Below are 18,664 nucleotides of genomic sequence, written 5' to 3' on the forward strand. Positions count from 1 at the left end.
AATTTATTTGTAGTGAGAACCTATCATGACTCAATCTATTCGCTCTAGCAACACGTTAAAGGCTAAGACCATCAAGACGACTGTCATGCACGTGGCTGTCATCGCAGCACTGGCAACGGCTGTCGTTGGCTGTAATCGCGGTATCAAACCTGTCGTTAACGATCCTGTAAAACTGGTGCAAATTGCTCAGCCTATTAGCGTGCTACAGCCTGTATTTAGCACTGATGTCGGTAACAGAAAAGCCAGCAAAAAAGACCCATTAGATTTACAGGTCGGATATGCCAATGGTCAAATAGTAACGGCATCACGCGGTGGTGATTTGACCGGCTTTAATAGCGCTGGTCAAGAGTCATGGTCGGTCAATGTCGGTGATCAAATCACAGGCGGCGTGGCAATAGATGCCTTGAGCCAAACTGCAATTGTCAGTACACGTAGCGGGCGAGTCATGGCTTTTGATAGTGCGACTGGCGCAAAACGCTGGCAGCAACAGTTATCAGGTTCGGTACTGTCACCAGCGCTTATTAGTAATAATCGGGTGATTTTGTCGGCCAATGATGGCTTCTTGCACGGCTTATCACTACAGACTGGTCAGTTGGTATGGCAGTTCGCCACTCAAGTACCTGCTATCAGTGTGCGCGGTAGTGCGGCACCGACGTTGTTAGATGAAAAAACAGCATTATTGGCAACGGCTGATGGACGTTTGCATGCAGTGACCACCGATAGCGGTCTACCGCAGTGGTCAAGACGTGTGGGCGTGGGCGCGGGCAGTAGTGAAGTTGAGCGTATGAGCGATGTTGACGGCAAGCCTGTCGTCAATAATAATCAGCTGTTTGCTATCAGCTATAGTGGGCAACTATTAGGGATTGACTTGGCGTCACGTCAAGTGATGTTTGTCAATGATCTTGCCAGCCTAAAAGCGCTAGCGGTAAACAATCAGCAAGTCATTGCCACCAGCTTAGACGGAAAAGTAGTCGCTTATGATCGTAGCAATGGTGAGATGCTATGGGAAAGTGAAGAGCTGGCTTATCGCCACTTAACCAACCCTGTCATGATTGGGAACTATATTGCAGTGGGTGATTATGATGGGGTTGTGCATTTATTTGACCCTGCTAGCGGAAAAATCGTCAGCCGTGTAGAGACCAAAGGCGCGCTTACCAACTTGCAAGCTCAAGGTAGCCGCTTGCTGACCCAAAGTACCTCAGGCCAAGTTGCTATCTGGCAATTAGCTCGCTAAGACTTGATGAACAGGCGCTTTATCAATGGTTTTTTTAAGCCTATGACTAAGCGTACTGTTTAATGTCGATGCTAAGAGATATAAACGCTGCTTTGTCAGCGTTTCATGCCTTGTGTAAATGGCTTGTTTAACGACAGGGTTTCGCGTACTCTATGCGACCGATGCGCTGTCGGCATTATCTCTATATAATAGCGGTAGGTAATGCCTATGTATGGTATCTGGAGACAGTATTCATAAATAATGCTGTCTCTAGGCATACCATCTATTTATTGCAAAATAGTAAATAATACCTTTTTATTGCTATAGTCGGTTTAATATAATTTAGAGACAAGAAAGGCGAGTGAAAGTACTACAAATAGTAGACTAAACGAGACTGACACCGTATCTAATTTATAGAGGATTGACTATATCGTTTTATATTTATCATTCATTTTAGTTTACGTTCAAGCACAGCATGTTTACTCGTATTATTAAGCGAGTAACTGTCTTGTCCGTCATTGTGCCCTTCACTGAGAGTAACCCATGAGTATCAAGCCTGTGGTCGCCTTAATTGGTCGTCCAAACGTCGGTAAATCTACCTTATTTAATCAGTTCACTAAAAGTCGGCAGGCACTGGTTGCTGATTTGTCAGGATTGACTCGTGACCGTCAATACGGCGATGCGGTATATGAAGGCAAAGCCTTTATCGTCGTCGATACGGGCGGTATTGGTGAAGCGGATGATGGCAGCGGCAACATCGATGACTACATGTCTGAACAGTCGCATACTGCCATTCACGAAGCGGATATCATTGTGTTTGTGGTTGATGCACGGGCTGGGATGATTGGCGCTGATGCCGAAATCGGTAAGTTCTTGCACACCCTTGGCAAGCCGGTCTATGTGGTTGCCAACAAAGTCGATGGTGTCCATGACTCTGCCCCTGCAGAATTTTATGCTTTAGGGTTGGGCGAGCCGTATCCGATGGCAGCCAGCCATGGTCGCGGTATCGGTAACTTGCTCGAAATTCTGACTGCTGATATGCCTGAACAAGATGCAGTGGTAGAGCCGAGAGGTTTAAAGCTTGCCATTATCGGTCGTCCAAACGTGGGAAAATCCACCTTGGTGAACCGTCTATTGGGTGAAGACCGCGTTGTGGTGTTCGATATGCCTGGCACCACGCGTGACAGTATTTATATCCCTTATAAGCGCGATGGTAAAGACTACGTATTGATTGATACGGCTGGTGTCCGTCGCCGTGGTAAAATCGATGAAAAAGTAGAGAAATTTTCAGTTATCAAAACCTTGCAAGCCATTGAAGACTCTAACGTCACGGTTATTGTCATTGATGCTCATGAAGGAATCGTCGATCAAGATTTGCATATGATTGGTTACGCCCTTGATGCCGGTCGTGCTTTAGTCGTAGCAATCAATAAGTGGGACGGTCTGACTCAAGATCAAAGAGACTATATCAAAATTGAGATGGATCGCCGCTTTAATTTTATTCCGTATGTAAAAGTGCATCTAATCTCAGCATTACATGGCACTGGCGTGGGTAATTTATATCCATCTATCCTGCGTGCTTATCAGTCCTCTATGTTTGAAGTGTCGACCAACCGTTTGACTCAGATTTTACAAGATGCCGTGACTGCCAATCCACCACCGACGGTCGCTGGTCGCCGTATCAAGTTACGCTATGCGCATATCGGTGGTCACAATCCACCCGTGATTGTCATTCATGGTAACCAAACTGGCTCGCTCCCTAAGAGCTATCAGCGTTATCTAGAAAACCAATTCCGTCAGGTGTTTAAGCTCGAAGGTACGCCGCTTAATGTGGTCTTTAAGCTCAACGAAAATCCTTACGCTAATAAAAGTGATACGCCAACCAAAGCAAAAGCGCAACAGTTACGTCAACGTGAGCGTAATCGAACGCAGAAGTTCACCACAAAAGATAAAAAACCGCGTTAAAACAACGGTTTTACCTGCCTTTAAATGTTTATAATTTTATTTATGAATATAGACTCACTGCAGCTTTGTTATAACAAGGCTGCAACACAGTATGTGCATGTTGCTCTTACCATATCTTACAAATACCTGTAGTATAAATAAACAGTCGTCTTAACTCAGTTGAGTGACATGAACAACCAACCGCTGCAAACCCTTCCTAAGCTTATCTGGCGCTCGGTCGTGCAAGCCATCATTTTGGCTGTATTGGCTGGTATTTTATTGTCTTTTATTTACGGTTTGGTGCATCATTATCAACAGAAGCATCGTCATATTCAGCAATTGGCCGCCTTACTGACAAGCAGTGCGTCGACAGTAGATGGTGCCGACACTGTTGCCAAGCAAGTCAGCATTCTGTTGGCGGCAGAACCAAATATCCAAAGCATCCTATTTTATTCAACGCCGCAGCCTATTGCTGATATAGATAGGTTCACCGCCTATCAGTCAAACGATGACTGGCAAAACGCTTTGTTTGCCAGTACGGTCAGCTTTAATTATCCAGTCATCAGTGATGATATCGTTGACGATAGTGCTGCAACGATAAACGCCACTCAGCAACCAAACACGCTTTTATCAGACAACACGCTTGAGCTGGCAGCCCCTGAAGCCTTAACCGATAATAGTGCCTTGGTTGGCTATATTAATATCACTTTAGATGTAGATAAGTTGCGGGCCAATTGGTTTCGTAGCAACCTGTTGTTATGGCTTATCACTACCATGCTCGCTATTATTTGGGCGCTATACATTCTGCGTAAGCTCAGCTGGCCTGTCAAAGACATCGCAGCGCTAACCGAGGTGTGTGAGATCGTTAGTAAGAACCCAGAGCTTGAACAGCTGCCAGTGATCCCGCAGCAGTTTGAGTTTCAAGAACTGGTGCAAATCAAACAGACCTTTATAACTTTGTTTGATCGCCTGCAAGCGGCCAAACAAGACTACGAGGCACTTGCCGTCTTTGAACAGCAGCTACATCATAAGGACTTGTCCCTAGATGTGCAGTTGCATAACTTTCAAAGTATGATCACTCACGAGTTAAAAACCTCGTTGAATGCTATTGTTGGCGGTTTGCATCTATTAGATGATGAGCGCTTAAACAATGAGCAAAAAGATGCGGTTGATATCATCCGTAATGGCAGTGAAAAATTGGTATTGTCGCTTGACCAAATCATTCAATTGAATCAAATACAAAAGGGTCAAGTTAGCCTACATTTTAGTGAATTTAACCCCTTACAGTTAATCGCTGATCTGTTAGCGGATGTTGAGTGTGCTGCTAAACAAAAAGGCTTGGCGTTAGTCAGTCATATTCACCATATAGACTATACGCTCGAAGGCGATGCGAGCAAAATAAAACAGATATTATCAATACTCCTGAGCAATGCAATTAAGTTTACACCAGTGGGACAAGTGAGTATCAGCTCGCAATTGACCCATTTTGACAATAGTAACCGCTGGCAAATTACTATCAAAGATACGGGGATTGGTATCGATAGCGATTATATCGATGATATTTTTAATCCATTTTTTCAGATAGATTCCTCACAAACTCGGCAGTACGAAGGGACAGGTATCGGCTTGCCGGTGGTCAAACAAATCGCTCAGCTGATGAGTGCAACTATCGAAGTTGAAAGCGCTCTAGGCGTCGGTACGCAGTTTATACTCACCATTCCTCTACCCAAAAAAACCCACGTTCGTCAGCAAAAACTATTGGCTGGATTGGACGTGGTTTACTACTATGATCATGAAACGGGAGTTTTGGTAGATGAGCTTGAGCGTTTAGGGGCGACAGTCATCTGTCACCAGCATGAACATCTTGTGATCGAAGCACTGCATACGAAGAAAGTCGATATGGTGATGTTTGCAGAAGATGTGTCCGCAGGCATCGCTGAAGTTATCGCCAAGCGTATTCGCCAGTTTGAAAGCTACGAGAGTGAGAACCGCGCGCTATTGGTCTACTGGTACGCGCCGCATCAAGCGCAATACTTAGACAGCTTTGAGCATGGCTTAAAAGCGGCTGGTATCGATTACTGTTATAGCGCAGCTTATGAAGATAAAGCCTTAAGTAATCTGCTGAAAAGTTGGCTAATATGGGCATAGCTTATCTCAAAAGTGGCTTACTTCAAAAGTATTCACTTTGAGCTTAATTGCTTTAAAAGCAATAGATATAAGTATCAATTAGTATAGCTATAACTCAGTATAGAAACAAAAAAAGACGCCCAAATTGGAGGCGTCTTTTTTATTCACTCATGCTCTTAAAAAGTATTTGTGCGATGACTAAATAGCCTTACTTTAAAATAAGTTTTGTACCCAGCGTACGGCATGTTGCCACATACGACTCATAAAGCCTGATTGCTCGACATCATTGGTCGCTATGATAGGCACTGATGCGACTGCCTTACCATCGATGACTGCCATCATTTTGCCAACTTCTTGACCTTTTTTGATAGGCGCTTCTAAGCTTTCAGGGATATCAACTACGGTCGTGATTTTGTTCTTCTGCGTTTTACTGGTTAGAATTTGCAGATTATCACCTGTAGTCAGCTCTACTTCCTCTGCTTCCCCGAACCATACAGGGATTTTGCTCACGAACTGGCCAGCCGGTGCCTTGGTTACGGTCGTGAAGTGGCCAAAGCCCCAGTTGAGTAGCTCACGTGACTGATCGGCACGCGCTTGCTGGCTTTCGGTACCCATGATGACAGAGATTAGGCGCATGCCTTCACGGTTACTTGACGCAACCAAGCAATAGCCAGCGGCATCAGTATGACCTGTTTTTAGGCCATCAACGGTAGAGTCAGTGGCGAGTAGGGCATTACGGTTACCTTGGGTAATACCATTGTAGGTAAACTCTTTTTCGGCATAAATACCATAATAGTCACCGCTGTTTTTGATAATAGCACGGGCTAGTTTGGCCAAATCCAACGCCGAGGCTTCATGACCTTCGTCAGGCATACCCGTAGAGTTGACGAAGTGGGTATTCTCCATACCCAGCTTTTCTGCTTGCTCATTCATTAGGATGGCAAATGAATCTTCGCTACCAGCAATATGCTCCGCCATGGCTTTTGAGGCATCATTACCTGATTGAATGATAATACCGCGCAGCATATCAATAACGCTGGCCTTTTGGTTCACTGGCACATACATACAAGATTGACTGCTACTACCACGGCACCAAGCATTTTGACTCATCAATACTTGTTCGTCTTCTTTAAGATCACCTGACGCTAAGCGCTGCTCAATGATGTAACTGGTCATCATTTTCGTCAAAGACGCTGGTGGGAGAGCTTGTTTGGCATTTTTTTGTGCCAATATTTCACCAGTATTGTAGTCCATTAGCACATAGGCTGTATTTTCCATCTCAGGTGGCTGAATGGCAGCGCTCGCCATCACCGCACTCATAGAAATACTCATACCAACGACCAGCTGCACCAGCTGTTTTTTTACACGCTTTACTGTCATAGATTGTTACACCGCATCATGGAACCAAATGTATCTATCGCATCATGGCTAGTACTAAACCTCATACGTTATTTCAAACCCTATGTCTCAAACATAAGGTTTTAAAAGAGCCAATGTGTGAGGAAAACGAGGCCTGAGCGACGGACATAAAATTAACGCCTTATCTTAGCAAAATGCCAACCGATGGGGAATCGATAAATAAAAAAAATAGGACGCAACTGAAAAAGGCAGGCAATACTTAAAAGGCTTTTAGGTATATTGAGATTTATGCATGTTTTTTTACTTGCCACAAAAAAGCTTGCCGCACCAACTGCAATGGAGCAGTGGGGTGACAGCAAGCTTTTCCTAGACGCGATAAGCTCACTTATAAAGCTCGTCGCGCTAGCGTTCTATTTGCTTAACTCAATAAGGCAAAGGCAGCAATATCTATATTTTTTTATCATTATTTATTGCTGTTAATGTCCAAGTGAATAATAGAAAGGATTGTACAGAGTAATATTTCTAGACTTAGCAAAAGTTCTACTTTTGTCATACAACGAAAGCATCTATTAATTATCCATTAATATTCAGCGTTCGCCAAATCTTCGCACAAGGCTTTATTTTCTTGTTTAGAGAAGCCCATGGTCCAGCTACGGATGCCTTGTAATATCTGGCGATAGTCTTGCTGTGTTGATAGATATTGAATCGCCGCTTTTGGGTCTTCTAACGATGGCATCAATTCATGCAGCTGTACCGTATAAGACTTATAAAAACGCTGTTTCTGTTTACCATTTAGCATCGGCGGGCAAATCTCAGACAATACTTGCATCACGGCAATCTCGTGCTTGGTGATATTCATGCCAGACATATCCAATGGGATAGTGGTTGCTGGATTGGGTGCAGCATTGGTCGCTTGAGACAGCATGGCAACAGACGTTATCAGTCCTGCAAAACCGATTTTTGAGACGGTCTTTGCTATCACAGAAGCTATAGATAATATCGATTGATTATTCATTCAGTATTACACTCGCTTATCTTTATTTAATGGTCATATGTTAATGGGTAAAAAAACAAAAGTCACATAAAATATTGATTTATGTGTAGATATATTGTGAGCCAAAGGCATTTTGCAGCAACATATCAGTAGCATCAACCTATAAGTTACGTCAGCATAAAAGTATAAGTTTATATTGTTGTACGTTGTTGTCTATTGTAACGTGTTACCGACCAGTTTTAATTGCATCTAGTCGAGCCACTATAAAATAAACATAGTACTACTGGGATGAATTTTTCGTCGCCTCTGTCAGCTTAGACACAGCAAGCAAGGAAAATTTATACCAGTGGCGCATTATAATACTTATACTCATTTTATTTGGGACTGACTATATTGCCGTTTGACTACCGTGAAAAATAAAGGATGCTGTCAAGCAACAGGCAAATTCTGCGCAAAGAGTGGGTTCGTGTCTGCTAGCGATTCAGGTATAATCGCCCATAATATCGTTGCACCTGACACGACTATAGGGTTAAAGTGCTATCTAATAATGACCACAGTTAGCATAAAACGGAGTGATAACAATCGTTCCCAGTGGTGCATCGGGGTGAAGTGCGCTCAGCAATTAATAGTCAAATACTGGGCTAATTATAGCAATTTTACCACCCTAAAGTAGACAAGCAGACAGACGGTCAAACCTAAATATATTGAGCACAAATGAAATTTTTAGTTAGTAATGATGATGGGGTACATGCGCCAGGATTGTTAGCGCTGGCGCAAGCTTTATCAAAGGTTGGTGAGGTGAAGGTGGTCGCACCTAACAATGAGCAGAGCGGCTGCAGTAGCGCCTTGAGCATCTCTCAGCCGTTGTATACTCAGCAGTTGCCGTCGGGGTTTATCGCGGTCAATGGTTCGCCTGCGGATTGTGTTTATTTGGCGTTACACGAGCTGTATCAAGACACGCGCTTTGACTGCGTGATTACCGGTATCAATTCAGGGGCCAACTTGGGACAAGATGTATTGTTTTCGGGTACTTTTGGCGCGGCATTGACCGCCCAACTCTTTGGCTTACCGGCGATTGCGACTTCTCTGGTAGGGGCGAGAATAAAAGGCGACGAGCAAGACCAAGCGCACCGCTATCAAATGGCCGCCGATGAAATAGTCAAACTGTTGACCGAAACATCTATAGTAGAGGCATTCAAAAGTTTGCCCTATCATGTATTAAACGTTAATATCCCTGATGTAAATGATGCTGATGATATTAAAGGTCGAAAAATCACCTGTCTGGGACATAGTCAGATAGCACGGCCTGTACATCATGTGGTAGATCCACGCGGGAGAGATGCCTATTGGCTATCGCTACGTAAGCGGCAACATGAATCGTCACTAGAAACTGAAGATATTCAGTCATCGGCCATGAACATGACGGATGACCAAGCGGTGGCAGCGGGTTATATTAGTCTATCTCCAGTGCGCCTGCATCATACGCCAGCTGACACCCTTAATACGTTGTCGGCGTTAATGCTATAATTTGGTGCTGCCAAATCCTAGCTGCCAAATACTAAACGGTATAAAAGTTAGCAAAATGCTTGTGATTAGCACAAGGAGTTTGTGAGTAACATAAAGAATAGGAAATCTTGTATGAAGAAGCTTATTGCTGGATCGCGCTTGGCAACAGTAGCATTGATAGGAACGTTGACAGCAGCATCGTTAACGATAGTAGGCTGTGCGACGAAGCCTACTTACCAATCAGCTAACCAAGTGGGACCTAAGATTATTACCAATGCGCAAGGCGTTCCTAACTATCATCGCGTGCAGCGTGGCGATACGGTCAGTCAAATCGCTGAACGCTATCGCTTGAGCTATCGTCAAATTGGGGCGATGAACGGTTTGGATAGTAAATATACCATCTATAGCGGTCAGTGGTTGAAGCTATGGGAAGGCGCGCCAGTAACGGCAGCTAGCAACAATCGCTATAATACTTATAATGGTGCTAATACTTCTGCTCCGTCACAGCCGACTTATACCCCTCCTGTCACCAGCACGCCAACGCCAGCATATGAAGTAACGGCCAACGCGACATCGGGCTATGATTATCCAAGTCGTAACCAAGTGGTTCGCAACTTTGATGCGGCAGCCGGTAACATGGGCATGTGGTTCGCTGGTAACGAAGGTGATCCTGTGCTTGCCAGCCAATCTGGTACTGTATTGTATTCGGGCAATGGTCTACCAGAGTATGGTAACCTCATCATGATTCGCCACAGCGATAATTACATCACCGCCTACGCTCACAATAGTCAATTACTGGTTAAAGAAGGCGAGCAGGTACAACTTGGTCAACGTATTGCCAGTATGGGTAGCAGTGGTCAAACCAACCAAGTCGGTCTAGAATTTCAAGTTCGCTTGAATGGCAATCCTATCGATCCACGGGCTGTACTCGGACGTTAAATGCTTTGATTTTAAATGCTTAGACGTTAAATTTGATGAACGGCTGCTAATTGTTGCCGCTAATCGCTAAGTTACTTATCCATACTTGAGAGTTTTTATGATGTTAAAAAAACAGTACATTGCCCTTTTCCCTGCCTTAGTAATGGTCGGTTGTACCAGTCAACAGGCGATGCAAAAACCCAGCAAGCCTGTGCGTCAAGGTAATGTACAGATTACCCAGACCCAAACCATTCAAGTAAAGCCAACACCGGCACCGGTCGTCAAGCCGCAGCCAGTGGCAAAACCAAGCTACAACAGCTTTTCTGATTGGAAGTCTGACTTCTCCATGCGCGCGCTGTCATCAGGCTATGATGCCTCAACGATTCGACGTCTGATGGATTCTGCTTACTTAAATCAGCAGGTCATCTCGCTTGACTCAGGACAGCCAGAGTTTTCAAAAATGCCGTGGGAATATGTTGATTCTGCGGTATCAGATGGGCGTGTGAGTACGGGTAAGCGTAAGTTTGCTGAGCAACGGGCATTTTTGTCACAATTAGAATCGCAGTATGGGGTAAGTGCAGAAACCATCGCCGCGATTTGGGGCATGGAGTCGTCATACGGCGTGGTGACTGGCAATAGCGATTTACCAAGCGCGCTCTCTAGCCTTGCTTATGACGGTCGTCGCCAAGAGTTCGCCGAAACGCAGTTACTATCATTAGCGACGCTATTGCAGCGTGGTGATGTGTCGTGGTCACAGTTAGAAGGCTCTTGGGCTGGCGGCATGGGACAAACGCAGTTCATCCCAGGTACTTGGTTAGAGCATGGTGTCGATGGTGATGGTAATGGTCACCGCAACCCATGGTCAACAGGCGATGCCTTAGCCTCTACGGCCAATTATCTCAGCAACTCAGGCTGGGTTCGCGGTCTGGCGCCTTTTTATGAGGTAACGGTTCCATCTTCATTTGATTATTCAGTGGTCGGTAGCAAGCAACCTGCAGCCAGATGGGCGGCGCTTGGCGTTGATACCATAGATGATGTGTATCTCGATGCCAATACGCAAATGGAGCTATGGCTACCAGCGGGTAAAGATGGCCCAGTGCTATTGTTAAGCCCAAATTTTGATGTGATCAAGGTTTATAACAACTCATCGAGCTATGCGCTGGGTGTGAGCTTGCTGGGTAAAGCACTGGCTGGGCAAAGTGGTCTACGAAAATCATGGCCGCGCTATGAAAACCCATTATCGACTTCTCAAGTGACCAGATTGCAGCAGCGCTTAACCAGTGCAGGTTATGATACCAAAGGCACGGATGGTATTATCGGTACCAACACGCGCAAAGCATTCCAGCGTTGGCAAGCCGATAACGGGCAAACGCCAGATGGTTTTATCAGTCAGCGGAGTGCTTCTTCATTGACATCATGGTGAAGTTGGTTGCTGGCGCTATTATGTAATAATCAACGCCACCGTTTTTGACGACTGTGTTCATAATTTTTTATAGTGATGACTCTAAAAAAGCACCTAGATTAAGGTGCTTTTTTATGCCCTATCTAAAGGCATTGATTTACAGGTAGCAGCTTACTTAAAAGGTACTGAGTTAAAAGGCTCGCATTGAAAATTAAGCAGTTAAAATTAAGTACTCACTATTCGGGCATGTCATCATTTTAAAAATGGCGATAAAAATGAGATAAATGGTAGCCAAACAAGAAAAATAGCGCAGATATAGTCAGAGCATTTTTAAACCGCTACGGTGTTGCCCGCCCTAGATGTACTCAGTGTACTATCTGCGGTCGGTCGCCTTGTAGCGATTCTAAAATTCCTTGACTATAGTATCGAGATATTGACCAGCTATTTGATACAATTTGGTAGTATTTAGCCTGTTTAGTCTCTTCCGTTCAGATTGAGGACATGCCCTAATATCGATTATCTGTTAGTGTTTAACGAGCAGGGTGCTATATGAACTTATTTGTATGGTGCTATCAAAAACTTAAGTACACTCGCATTGAAAATATATAAAATCGACTACAACAAGTAGAAGAGATGCAATTAACGCTGATAGCAAAAAATACGGGCTACAGATGATAAACTGTTAGCAATGCCTCACTATAATGTAATACTAATAACAACCGACAAACTGAGTGTTCCCCTATGATTACGATGGAAGCGTTACAGACAGCGATAAAGCTGCGCGTAGATACTTATAATAATAATGACTTTCCATTGCCAACAAGGGTGCTCAACACCTGTGAGCTGCTAGACAGTCGTAATCAAATACTGGCGCAAGATATCACCGCAACATTCGATATACCAAGACAGAATCTATCAGCGATGGATGGTTATGCGATCGCTCATGGCAGCGATATATCAAACGACAGCAGCATTCAAATCATTGGCGAATCACAAGCGGGCAGTGCTTATACTGGCGAGTTAACAGCGGAACAAGGTGTACGTATCTTTACTGGCGCCGTCGTTCCAGATAGCTGTGACACGGTCATCATGCAAGAGAATACTAACTTTGCCACTATTAGAGACACAATCGATAAATCAAAACCTTACACGGTGACGCTGTCGCAAACGGCTCAGATCGATAACAATATTCGCAAACAAGGTGAAGAAATCGAATCGGGCGAGGCCGTATTGAAGGTAGGTAAACGTCTTAATGCTGCTGATATTAGCTTATTGGCTAATTTGGGCGTCAGCCAAATCAAGGTGTTTCAGCCATTGACGGTAGGCCTGTTAGCAACTGGTGATGAGCTGGTTGCTATTGGCAATGAGCTGACAAGCTTGGCGCAAATATATAATTCTAATACGCCTACACTCAAAACCATGCTGGCTGATCTGCCAGTGACCATTCGTGATTACGGCATTATCCCTGACAATCTAGAGCAGACGACTGCCGCTGTCAATAAAGCGATGCAAGACTGCGATGTCCTGATATCAACGGCTGGCGTCTCGGTTGGTGATTATGATTTTTTGACTACCGTGATTGAACAGCTGGGTCAAATTAACCACTATAAAGTCGCGATGAAGCCGGGTAAGCCGTTTGTGTTTGGTGAATTAAACCAAGATATAGCTAAGCCCGTGTTATATTTTGGTCTGCCGGGCAATCCATTATCGACGGTCGTTGGGGCGTTACAGTTTGTGATACCAGCATTGTGGCAAATGTCAGGCGCTGATTTAGCAGAGCGACCCATGCAATTGAGTGTCAAAGCAACGCTCACAAACGATATCAAAAAATCAGCTGGTCGTAAGGACTTTCAGCGCGGTGTTCTCACACAAAACGACGCTGGCAGTTATCAAGTTGAGTGCTTCTTAGGTCAGCAATCACATAGAATCAAACAGCTTAGCCGAGCGAATTGCTTTGTTGTTTTGGACAAAGACAGTGGTAATGTGGCATCAGGTGATAGCGTCATTGTGCAGCCGTTCCCTTGGCTACATGCGTAGTGACAGTTTTCTAAATCTCTATAAGATGACTACAAAAAAACTGAAAATAAATCATACAATGGTAGGCCAAACACGAATAATAAAGTAATGCTGCCCACAAGCACTACTGATGGTAGGAAAATATGAGTGATGACAACATTAAGATAGGCCATGCACAACTGTATTCGCCTAGTATGTCTACATTAACAGCCGCTACGGCTTTTGATAATTATCAAGCCCCGTCTGTAGCAGCACCTACCGAGCAAGATATTGAGCACTCTCAACCGTTAACTGATGGTTTTGCTCGACGTCTTACCTATCTGCGTTTGTCTATTACCGACTTCTGTAACTTTCGCTGTGAATACTGTTTGCCGAACGGCTATCAAGGCAAACGTCCTGATGATGAGCTTAGTGTTCCTGAGATTGCCACACTGATACGCGGCTTTGCTCAAGTCGGCACCAAAAAAGTTAGAATCACTGGCGGTGAGCCCTCTATCCGTCGCGATGTCGTCGAGATTATTGAAACCATCAAACAAACTGATGGCATTGAAACGGTGGCAATGACCAGTAATGGTTATAAGCTGGGTAAGCATTTAGCCAGTTGGCAAGCAGCTGGGCTCGACCAGTTAAATATCAGCATGGACAGTTTTGATGCCGCTACTTTCCATAAGATGACAGGCTTTGATAGCTTACCGCAACTACTTGCTGACATGGATACGTTGCTGCAAACCACGGATATTAAGCTTAAAATTAATAGTGTGTTGATGGCAGAAACTGCCTTTGAAAATCTGATAGATGCCATTGATTATGTCAAAGATAGACAAGTGACTTATCGATTTATTGAATTCATGCAGACCAGCGACAATAGCGATCTGTTTTTTGCTCAGCATGCCCAGTCCGATATTATTACCGATTATTTATTAGAGCATGGCTGGCAGCCACATGAGCGCGGCAGTAGTGATGGTCCAGCGGTAGAGTACAGCCATCCTGATTATATGGGACGCATTGGTATGATTGCCCCTTACGCGGCGCATTTCTGTGATACCTGTAATCGCCTGCGGGTGAGCAGTCAAGGCAAAGTGCATCTGTGCTTATTCGATCAAGGCAACTATGATATTCGTCAGCATCTACAGACTAACGATGTGCAAGGTTTAGTCAATGATCTATATAGCTTTATGCCGATTAAACCTGAGCACCATCATTTGCATGATGCCAATAGCGGCATTATGCATAACCTGTCAATCATTGGCGGTTAAATTAATAAGCACGTTACGCTTTTTTAAACATTAACATCACCTTCTCGAGGAAACTCTATGAGCAAACCCGCTACAGCATTTACACCGCTTAATATTACCGTATTAACCGTCTCTGACAGTCGAACACTTGCAGAAGATACCTCAGGACAATACTTGGTAGACAGCTTAACCGAAGCAGGGCATCATTTAGCAGACCGTCAATTGATCTCTGATGATATCTACCAGATAAGAGCGGTGATCAGTGGTTGGATTGCAGATCCAAAGGTTCATGCAGTGATTACGACGGGCGGTACGGGATTTTTTATCAGAGATAGCATGCCAGAAGCGGTAAAAGTACTGTTTGATAAGTCGATCGATGGCTTTGGTGAAATGTTTCGTCTCATCTCAAAAGATGAAATTGGCATGTCTACGGTACAATCACGAGCGGTTGCTGGCATGGCAAATGGCACCGGTATATTTTGCTTACCGGGCTCATCAGGCGCGTGTCGTACTGGCTGGGAAAATATCTTAAAAGAGCAGTTCGATAGCCGTACTCGTCCATGCAATTTTGTGCCGCACTTTTTGGCACAAAATCCTAGCCATGACTGATATTCAATGATGGTTGATACTGCACCACATCTAAATAGCTTGGGAGGCGTAGTCATCTTAGCGGGTGGTGCGTCCAAGCGTATGGGCACGCCCAAAGCGGAGCTCACTCTGTCGACAGGTGAGCGGCTATTAGACTATCATGTGCGTCATGCCCTTGAACTAACAGCGGCTGATTCAAATGCCGCTGATTTCAATATACTGATTATGATTGCAGACAATGAGCGCGGTTTTACGGTTGATTTAGATTTAACTGTTAGTAATATACAATCTCCAATTATGCATATTACTGATTACACTCCTATGAAAGATGACAAACAGAGCGATAATGGCGGGGCTTTGGTTGCTATTGAATCAGCTCTGCAGACATTAGCTAAGCTCACTGATACAACGCCAAACCAAAAATCCGGCTCCTCATGGTTACTCGTTATTAGCTGCGATAGCTTAATACCGGCAACTGATTTGTGGCAAAAATTACAACCAGTGATTAGTCAAGCGGCCGATAAAAAAGTGGTTTGTCTAACCGATGATAGCCATCTATATCCATTATTGGGGCTGTATCAATTAAGTGTTGAGCCTGATCTGAAGGCTTATGTTGATAGCGGTCAACGCCGTGTCATGTCATTTATCAAGCCTCTTACGCAAGCGGTGCCTTTGACAGAAAATTGGCAGCATCTGACCAACTTTAATACCCCTGAAGATTTTCAACGTGCCTGCGCAGTGTTAAGCGATTTATAAAATTTTATCAAGAGACTTTATCAAGAGACTTTATCAAGAGACCTTATCAAGAGACATTAGCAATGAATAGCAATAATCAGGAAAGCAGACAATCTAGCTTATCGCATCTAGACGGCAACGGCGATATTACCATGGTTGATGTCAGTGGCAAGACGGCAACGACGCGAGAAGCCAATGCAGTCGGACAAGTGCGTTTCCCAAGCGAGATTTATGCGCAAATCAAAGCTGCTGATGGTATGACCAAAAAGGGTAGCATTACTCAGACGGCGCATATCGCCGGTATTATGGCCGCCAAGCGCACCCACGATTTGATTCCACTGTGTCATCCATTGCCGCTAGACAAGATTGGTCTAGCCTTTGCTTATGATGACGACCTAAATGCCATTATCGTCAGCGGCACTGTCAAAGTCACGCATAAAACTGGGGTCGAGATGGAAGCCTTAACCGCCGTTAGCATTGCTTGTTTGACCATCTACGATATGACCAAAGCGCTATCGCATGATATCGTTATTGATAATATTCATTTGGTGACAAAAACAGGTGGAAAATCAGACTATCGTCATGCTTAAAATCACACTTAGAATAATGAAGTTTTTTATAACGATGAGCATTACCAGATAAGCAGTAATATATAGTCAAAATATCCTAAAATCGCTACGGTACTGCTGATATCAATTTTTTGAAGCCTCTGTCTGCGCAGGCATAGCAAGCAAAAAAAATAGATATCAGCAGTGCGTGATGTGTCGATATTACTTTTAACTGACTATAGGTATAACGCTCGATAGTTTGCACAGAATGGAAGGTTTTTATGAGTAATATTGACGTAGCACCAAACACTGAAGCAACGATGACTATCAACGTCTTGTATTTCGCCAGCTTAGCGGATGAAGCCAACTGCCAAGAAGAAGCGGTCAGCGTTGAGCAGTCGACCTCATTGACTGAGCTATACGAACAACTCAGTCAAAAGCATCGCTTTAGTCGCCCGCAGGCAGAGCTACGCGTGGCGGTAAATGATTACTTTGCTAAATGGACAGACCAGATCTATGATGGTGATAGTGTGGTATTTATCACCCCAGTTGCGGGTGGTTAAATTTTAGTAGATCGCTTCCTAATTAAAAAGACAGCAAATAGAGACATCAAATGACAGATAACGTCCACAGCCACTCAATGAGTATCAAGCGTAGTATCGATGAAGCCTACCTAATCGCTGAGCGTGATGGCTTTGCGTTATTAGACGTAGCGATTGATGAAGGTCGACTAAAAAATACCCTCGATGATGATAGCTGCGGTGCTTTTGTTTGCTTTGAAGGCAGAGTGCGTAATCATAATAATGCCACTAGTGTTGAACGCTTGACCTATTATGGTTATGAAGACTTAGCGCTGAATCAAGGTCGCGCAATTATCGAAGAAGCTAAAAAGCGTTTTGAAATCACTCATGCCATTGCCATTCATCGTATCGGTGCTTTAGAGATAGGCGATGTCGCTGTGTGGGTTGGTGTGGTTTCTGCCCATCGTTATCCCGCTTTTGATGCTTGCCGCTGGATACTCGATACAATTAAGGCAGATATTCCGGTTTGGAAGCAAGAATACTACGACAATGATGTTTCCAAGTGGCTTAGTAACAATGGTTAAGAACGAGGATGGTTAGTAATGGCTAAGTTGATGGCGGTGACACCTATCTCTGCGTTTTTACTAGTAGCGTTAAGCGCTTGCACAGCAGAAAATACGGTTGACACGGATTCTGCTAGCCAGACACCTGAGCAAACCCAAACCCTACGTATTGCTGCTGCTGCCAATTTATCGGATGTGTTGCCTCAAATTGTTGATGGTTATAAAGTAGATAAAAATTTAGTGGCGCAGGATATTGATGTGACTTATGCCTCGTCAGGCAAGTTATACGCGCAAATAAAAGCAGGCGCACCTTACGATATATTCTTATCTGCCAATCAAGAATTCCCTGCCAAACTGGCGGCTGAAAGAGTCGTAGACAACGATAAAAATAATGAGAGTTATACACCATTTACTTATACGCAAGGTCAGTTAGCCTTATATAGCCTGACTAAGTCGTTGGACAAATCTGATCCGGCAGCATTGAGTGACTTACTTATAAATGATGCTAACGGCAAAATAGCCATTGCTAACCCCGAACTTGCCCCTTATGGCGCCTCTGCACAAACCTATCTAAAATCGCAAAATTTATACGATAGCCTAAATAAGCAAAAACGCCTGATACAGGCCGAAAATATTGGCCAAGCATTTCAATATGCGCATACGGGCAGTGTGGATTATGGTTTTGTCGCACAATCACAAGTTATAGCAATTAAGGCCAAACCTGAACGATTTATCACGTTAGCACCAGCCTCTTATCCAGCAATTTTGCAAGATGGAATTGTCATCAGTGACGCACCCATCGCCGCAGATTTTACTGATTATTTGCGCTCAAAAGCAGGACAACACTATTTCTCGCAAGCCGGCTATTTAATGGTTAAATAACCAAGCATTATCCTTATATCAAACCCAAAAATATGATTAGCTGTGTCAAAATCGCTTAACCTATCAGGTGTAGTACTTGTACTATTTTTCCTTGCTACTTTAATTTTTGTAAA

16 protein-coding genes are annotated in these 18,664 nt (G+C 44.0%); 14 read left to right on the forward strand and 2 right to left on the reverse strand.

What is annotated here, in order from left to right; translation table 11 throughout:
* Nucleotides 1-25: 25 nt before the first annotated feature.
* The 3 genes from bamB to AAEY79_RS03435 all read left to right on the forward strand — a co-directional run bounded on the left by bamB (nucleotide 26) and on the right by AAEY79_RS03435 (nucleotide 5,305).
* Nucleotides 26-1,234, forward strand: coding sequence for an outer membrane protein assembly factor BamB (gene bamB / locus AAEY79_RS03425; RefSeq protein WP_101211619.1), 1,209 nt, complete (start codon nucleotides 26-28; stop codon nucleotides 1,232-1,234).
* A gap of 522 nt (nucleotides 1,235-1,756) precedes the next feature.
* Nucleotides 1,757-3,178, forward strand: coding sequence for a ribosome biogenesis GTPase Der (gene der / locus AAEY79_RS03430; protein ID WP_025650578.1), 1,422 nt, complete (start codon nucleotides 1,757-1,759; stop codon nucleotides 3,176-3,178).
* Nucleotides 3,179-3,346: 168 nt separating this feature from the next.
* Nucleotides 3,347-5,305, forward strand: a complete 1,959-nt coding sequence (locus tag AAEY79_RS03435) for a HAMP domain-containing sensor histidine kinase (RefSeq protein WP_025650577.1) — start codon at nucleotides 3,347-3,349, stop codon at nucleotides 5,303-5,305.
* A gap of 192 nt (nucleotides 5,306-5,497) precedes the next feature.
* Here AAEY79_RS03435 and AAEY79_RS03440 read toward each other — a convergent pair whose 3' ends face one another.
* Both AAEY79_RS03440 and AAEY79_RS03445 read right to left on the reverse strand, forming a co-directional pair.
* Entirely contained in the window at nucleotides 5,498-6,664 is a 1,167-nt protein-coding gene (locus tag AAEY79_RS03440) for a D-alanyl-D-alanine carboxypeptidase family protein (RefSeq protein WP_025650576.1), read from the reverse strand.
* A gap of 559 nt (nucleotides 6,665-7,223) precedes the next feature.
* Nucleotides 7,224-7,658 carry an MCR_0457 family protein gene (locus tag AAEY79_RS03445; RefSeq protein WP_025650574.1) on the reverse strand — a complete coding sequence of 145 codons (435 nt, stop codon included), beginning with the start codon at nucleotides 7,656-7,658 and terminating at the stop codon, nucleotides 7,224-7,226.
* A gap of 693 nt (nucleotides 7,659-8,351) precedes the next feature.
* On the opposite strand from AAEY79_RS03445, the gene surE reads away from it, so the two are divergent.
* From surE to modA, 11 genes are all read left to right on the forward strand, one after another.
* Entirely contained in the window at nucleotides 8,352-9,164 is an 813-nt protein-coding gene (surE, locus tag AAEY79_RS03450; RefSeq protein WP_201565735.1) for a 5'/3'-nucleotidase SurE, read from the forward strand.
* 111 nt (nucleotides 9,165-9,275) lie between these two features.
* Nucleotides 9,276-10,082, forward strand: coding sequence for a peptidoglycan DD-metalloendopeptidase family protein (locus tag AAEY79_RS03455; RefSeq protein WP_025650571.1), 807 nt, complete (start codon nucleotides 9,276-9,278; stop codon nucleotides 10,080-10,082).
* A 97-nt stretch (nucleotides 10,083-10,179) separates the two neighbouring features.
* Nucleotides 10,180-11,484 carry a lytic murein transglycosylase gene (locus AAEY79_RS03460; RefSeq protein ID WP_025650570.1) on the forward strand — a complete coding sequence of 435 codons (1,305 nt, stop codon included), beginning with the start codon at nucleotides 10,180-10,182 and terminating at the stop codon, nucleotides 11,482-11,484.
* A 720-nt stretch (nucleotides 11,485-12,204) separates the two neighbouring features.
* Nucleotides 12,205-13,500: a gephyrin-like molybdotransferase Glp gene (gene glp / locus AAEY79_RS03465; protein WP_201583317.1), complete on the forward strand. Its 1,296-nt coding sequence runs from the start codon at nucleotides 12,205-12,207 to the stop codon at nucleotides 13,498-13,500.
* A gap of 122 nt (nucleotides 13,501-13,622) precedes the next feature.
* Nucleotides 13,623-14,735, forward strand: coding sequence for a GTP 3',8-cyclase MoaA (gene moaA / locus AAEY79_RS03470; protein ID WP_201583315.1), 1,113 nt, complete (start codon nucleotides 13,623-13,625; stop codon nucleotides 14,733-14,735).
* Nucleotides 14,736-14,792: 57 nt separating this feature from the next.
* The gene (gene moaB, locus AAEY79_RS03475; RefSeq protein WP_025650567.1) at nucleotides 14,793-15,323 is read left to right on the forward strand and encodes a molybdenum cofactor biosynthesis protein B; all 531 of its coding nucleotides are present in this window, start codon (nucleotides 14,793-14,795) and stop codon (nucleotides 15,321-15,323) included.
* A 6-nt stretch (nucleotides 15,324-15,329) separates the two neighbouring features.
* On the forward strand, nucleotides 15,330-16,058 hold the full coding sequence (locus AAEY79_RS03480; RefSeq protein WP_201583314.1) for a molybdenum cofactor guanylyltransferase: 729 nt from the start codon (nucleotides 15,330-15,332) through the stop codon (nucleotides 16,056-16,058).
* 62 nt (nucleotides 16,059-16,120) lie between these two features.
* Complete coding sequence (gene moaC / locus AAEY79_RS03485; protein WP_025650565.1) at nucleotides 16,121-16,627, forward strand: cyclic pyranopterin monophosphate synthase MoaC; 507 nt, start codon at nucleotides 16,121-16,123, stop codon at nucleotides 16,625-16,627.
* A 239-nt stretch (nucleotides 16,628-16,866) separates the two neighbouring features.
* Complete coding sequence (locus AAEY79_RS03490) at nucleotides 16,867-17,148, forward strand: MoaD/ThiS family protein (RefSeq protein ID WP_025650563.1); 282 nt, start codon at nucleotides 16,867-16,869, stop codon at nucleotides 17,146-17,148.
* Between the two features lie 50 nt (nucleotides 17,149-17,198).
* Nucleotides 17,199-17,690 carry a molybdenum cofactor biosynthesis protein MoaE gene (locus AAEY79_RS03495; RefSeq protein ID WP_025650562.1) on the forward strand — a complete coding sequence of 164 codons (492 nt, stop codon included), beginning with the start codon at nucleotides 17,199-17,201 and terminating at the stop codon, nucleotides 17,688-17,690.
* Nucleotides 17,691-17,708: 18 nt separating this feature from the next.
* Entirely contained in the window at nucleotides 17,709-18,551 is an 843-nt protein-coding gene (gene modA / locus AAEY79_RS03500; RefSeq protein ID WP_201583311.1) for a molybdate ABC transporter substrate-binding protein, read from the forward strand.
* Nucleotides 18,552-18,664: the final 113 nt, after the last annotated feature.

The organism is Psychrobacter sp. GW64-MNA-CIBAN-0177, assembly GCF_040309585.1.
Lineage (GTDB): Bacteria > Pseudomonadota > Gammaproteobacteria > Pseudomonadales > Moraxellaceae > Psychrobacter > Psychrobacter okhotskensis.

Excerpts from the sequence above, each read along its gene's own strand:
- bamB (WP_101211619.1), top strand. The coding sequence starts at position 26 with ATGACTCAATCTATTCGCTCTAGCAACACGTTAAAGGCTAAGACCATC.
- der (WP_025650578.1), top strand. The coding sequence starts at position 1,757 with ATGAGTATCAAGCCTGTGGTCGCCTTAATTGGTCGTCCAAACGTCGGT.
- AAEY79_RS03435 (WP_025650577.1), top strand. The coding sequence starts at position 3,347 with ATGAACAACCAACCGCTGCAAACCCTTCCTAAGCTTATCTGGCGCTCG.
- AAEY79_RS03440 (WP_025650576.1), bottom strand. The coding sequence starts at position 6,664 with ATGACAGTAAAGCGTGTAAAAAAACAGCTGGTGCAGCTGGTCGTTGGT.
- AAEY79_RS03445 (WP_025650574.1), bottom strand. The coding sequence starts at position 7,658 with ATGAATAATCAATCGATATTATCTATAGCTTCTGTGATAGCAAAGACC.
- surE (WP_201565735.1), top strand. The coding sequence starts at position 8,352 with ATGAAATTTTTAGTTAGTAATGATGATGGGGTACATGCGCCAGGATTG.
- AAEY79_RS03455 (WP_025650571.1), top strand. The coding sequence starts at position 9,276 with ATGAAGAAGCTTATTGCTGGATCGCGCTTGGCAACAGTAGCATTGATA.
- AAEY79_RS03460 (WP_025650570.1), top strand. The coding sequence starts at position 10,180 with ATGATGTTAAAAAAACAGTACATTGCCCTTTTCCCTGCCTTAGTAATG.
- glp (WP_201583317.1), top strand. The coding sequence starts at position 12,205 with ATGATTACGATGGAAGCGTTACAGACAGCGATAAAGCTGCGCGTAGAT.
- moaA (WP_201583315.1), top strand. The coding sequence starts at position 13,623 with ATGAGTGATGACAACATTAAGATAGGCCATGCACAACTGTATTCGCCT.
- moaB (WP_025650567.1), top strand. The coding sequence starts at position 14,793 with ATGAGCAAACCCGCTACAGCATTTACACCGCTTAATATTACCGTATTA.
- AAEY79_RS03480 (WP_201583314.1), top strand. The coding sequence starts at position 15,330 with ATGATGGTTGATACTGCACCACATCTAAATAGCTTGGGAGGCGTAGTC.
- moaC (WP_025650565.1), top strand. The coding sequence starts at position 16,121 with ATGAATAGCAATAATCAGGAAAGCAGACAATCTAGCTTATCGCATCTA.
- AAEY79_RS03490 (WP_025650563.1), top strand. The coding sequence starts at position 16,867 with ATGAGTAATATTGACGTAGCACCAAACACTGAAGCAACGATGACTATC.
- AAEY79_RS03495 (WP_025650562.1), top strand. The coding sequence starts at position 17,199 with ATGACAGATAACGTCCACAGCCACTCAATGAGTATCAAGCGTAGTATC.
- modA (WP_201583311.1), top strand. The coding sequence starts at position 17,709 with ATGGCTAAGTTGATGGCGGTGACACCTATCTCTGCGTTTTTACTAGTA.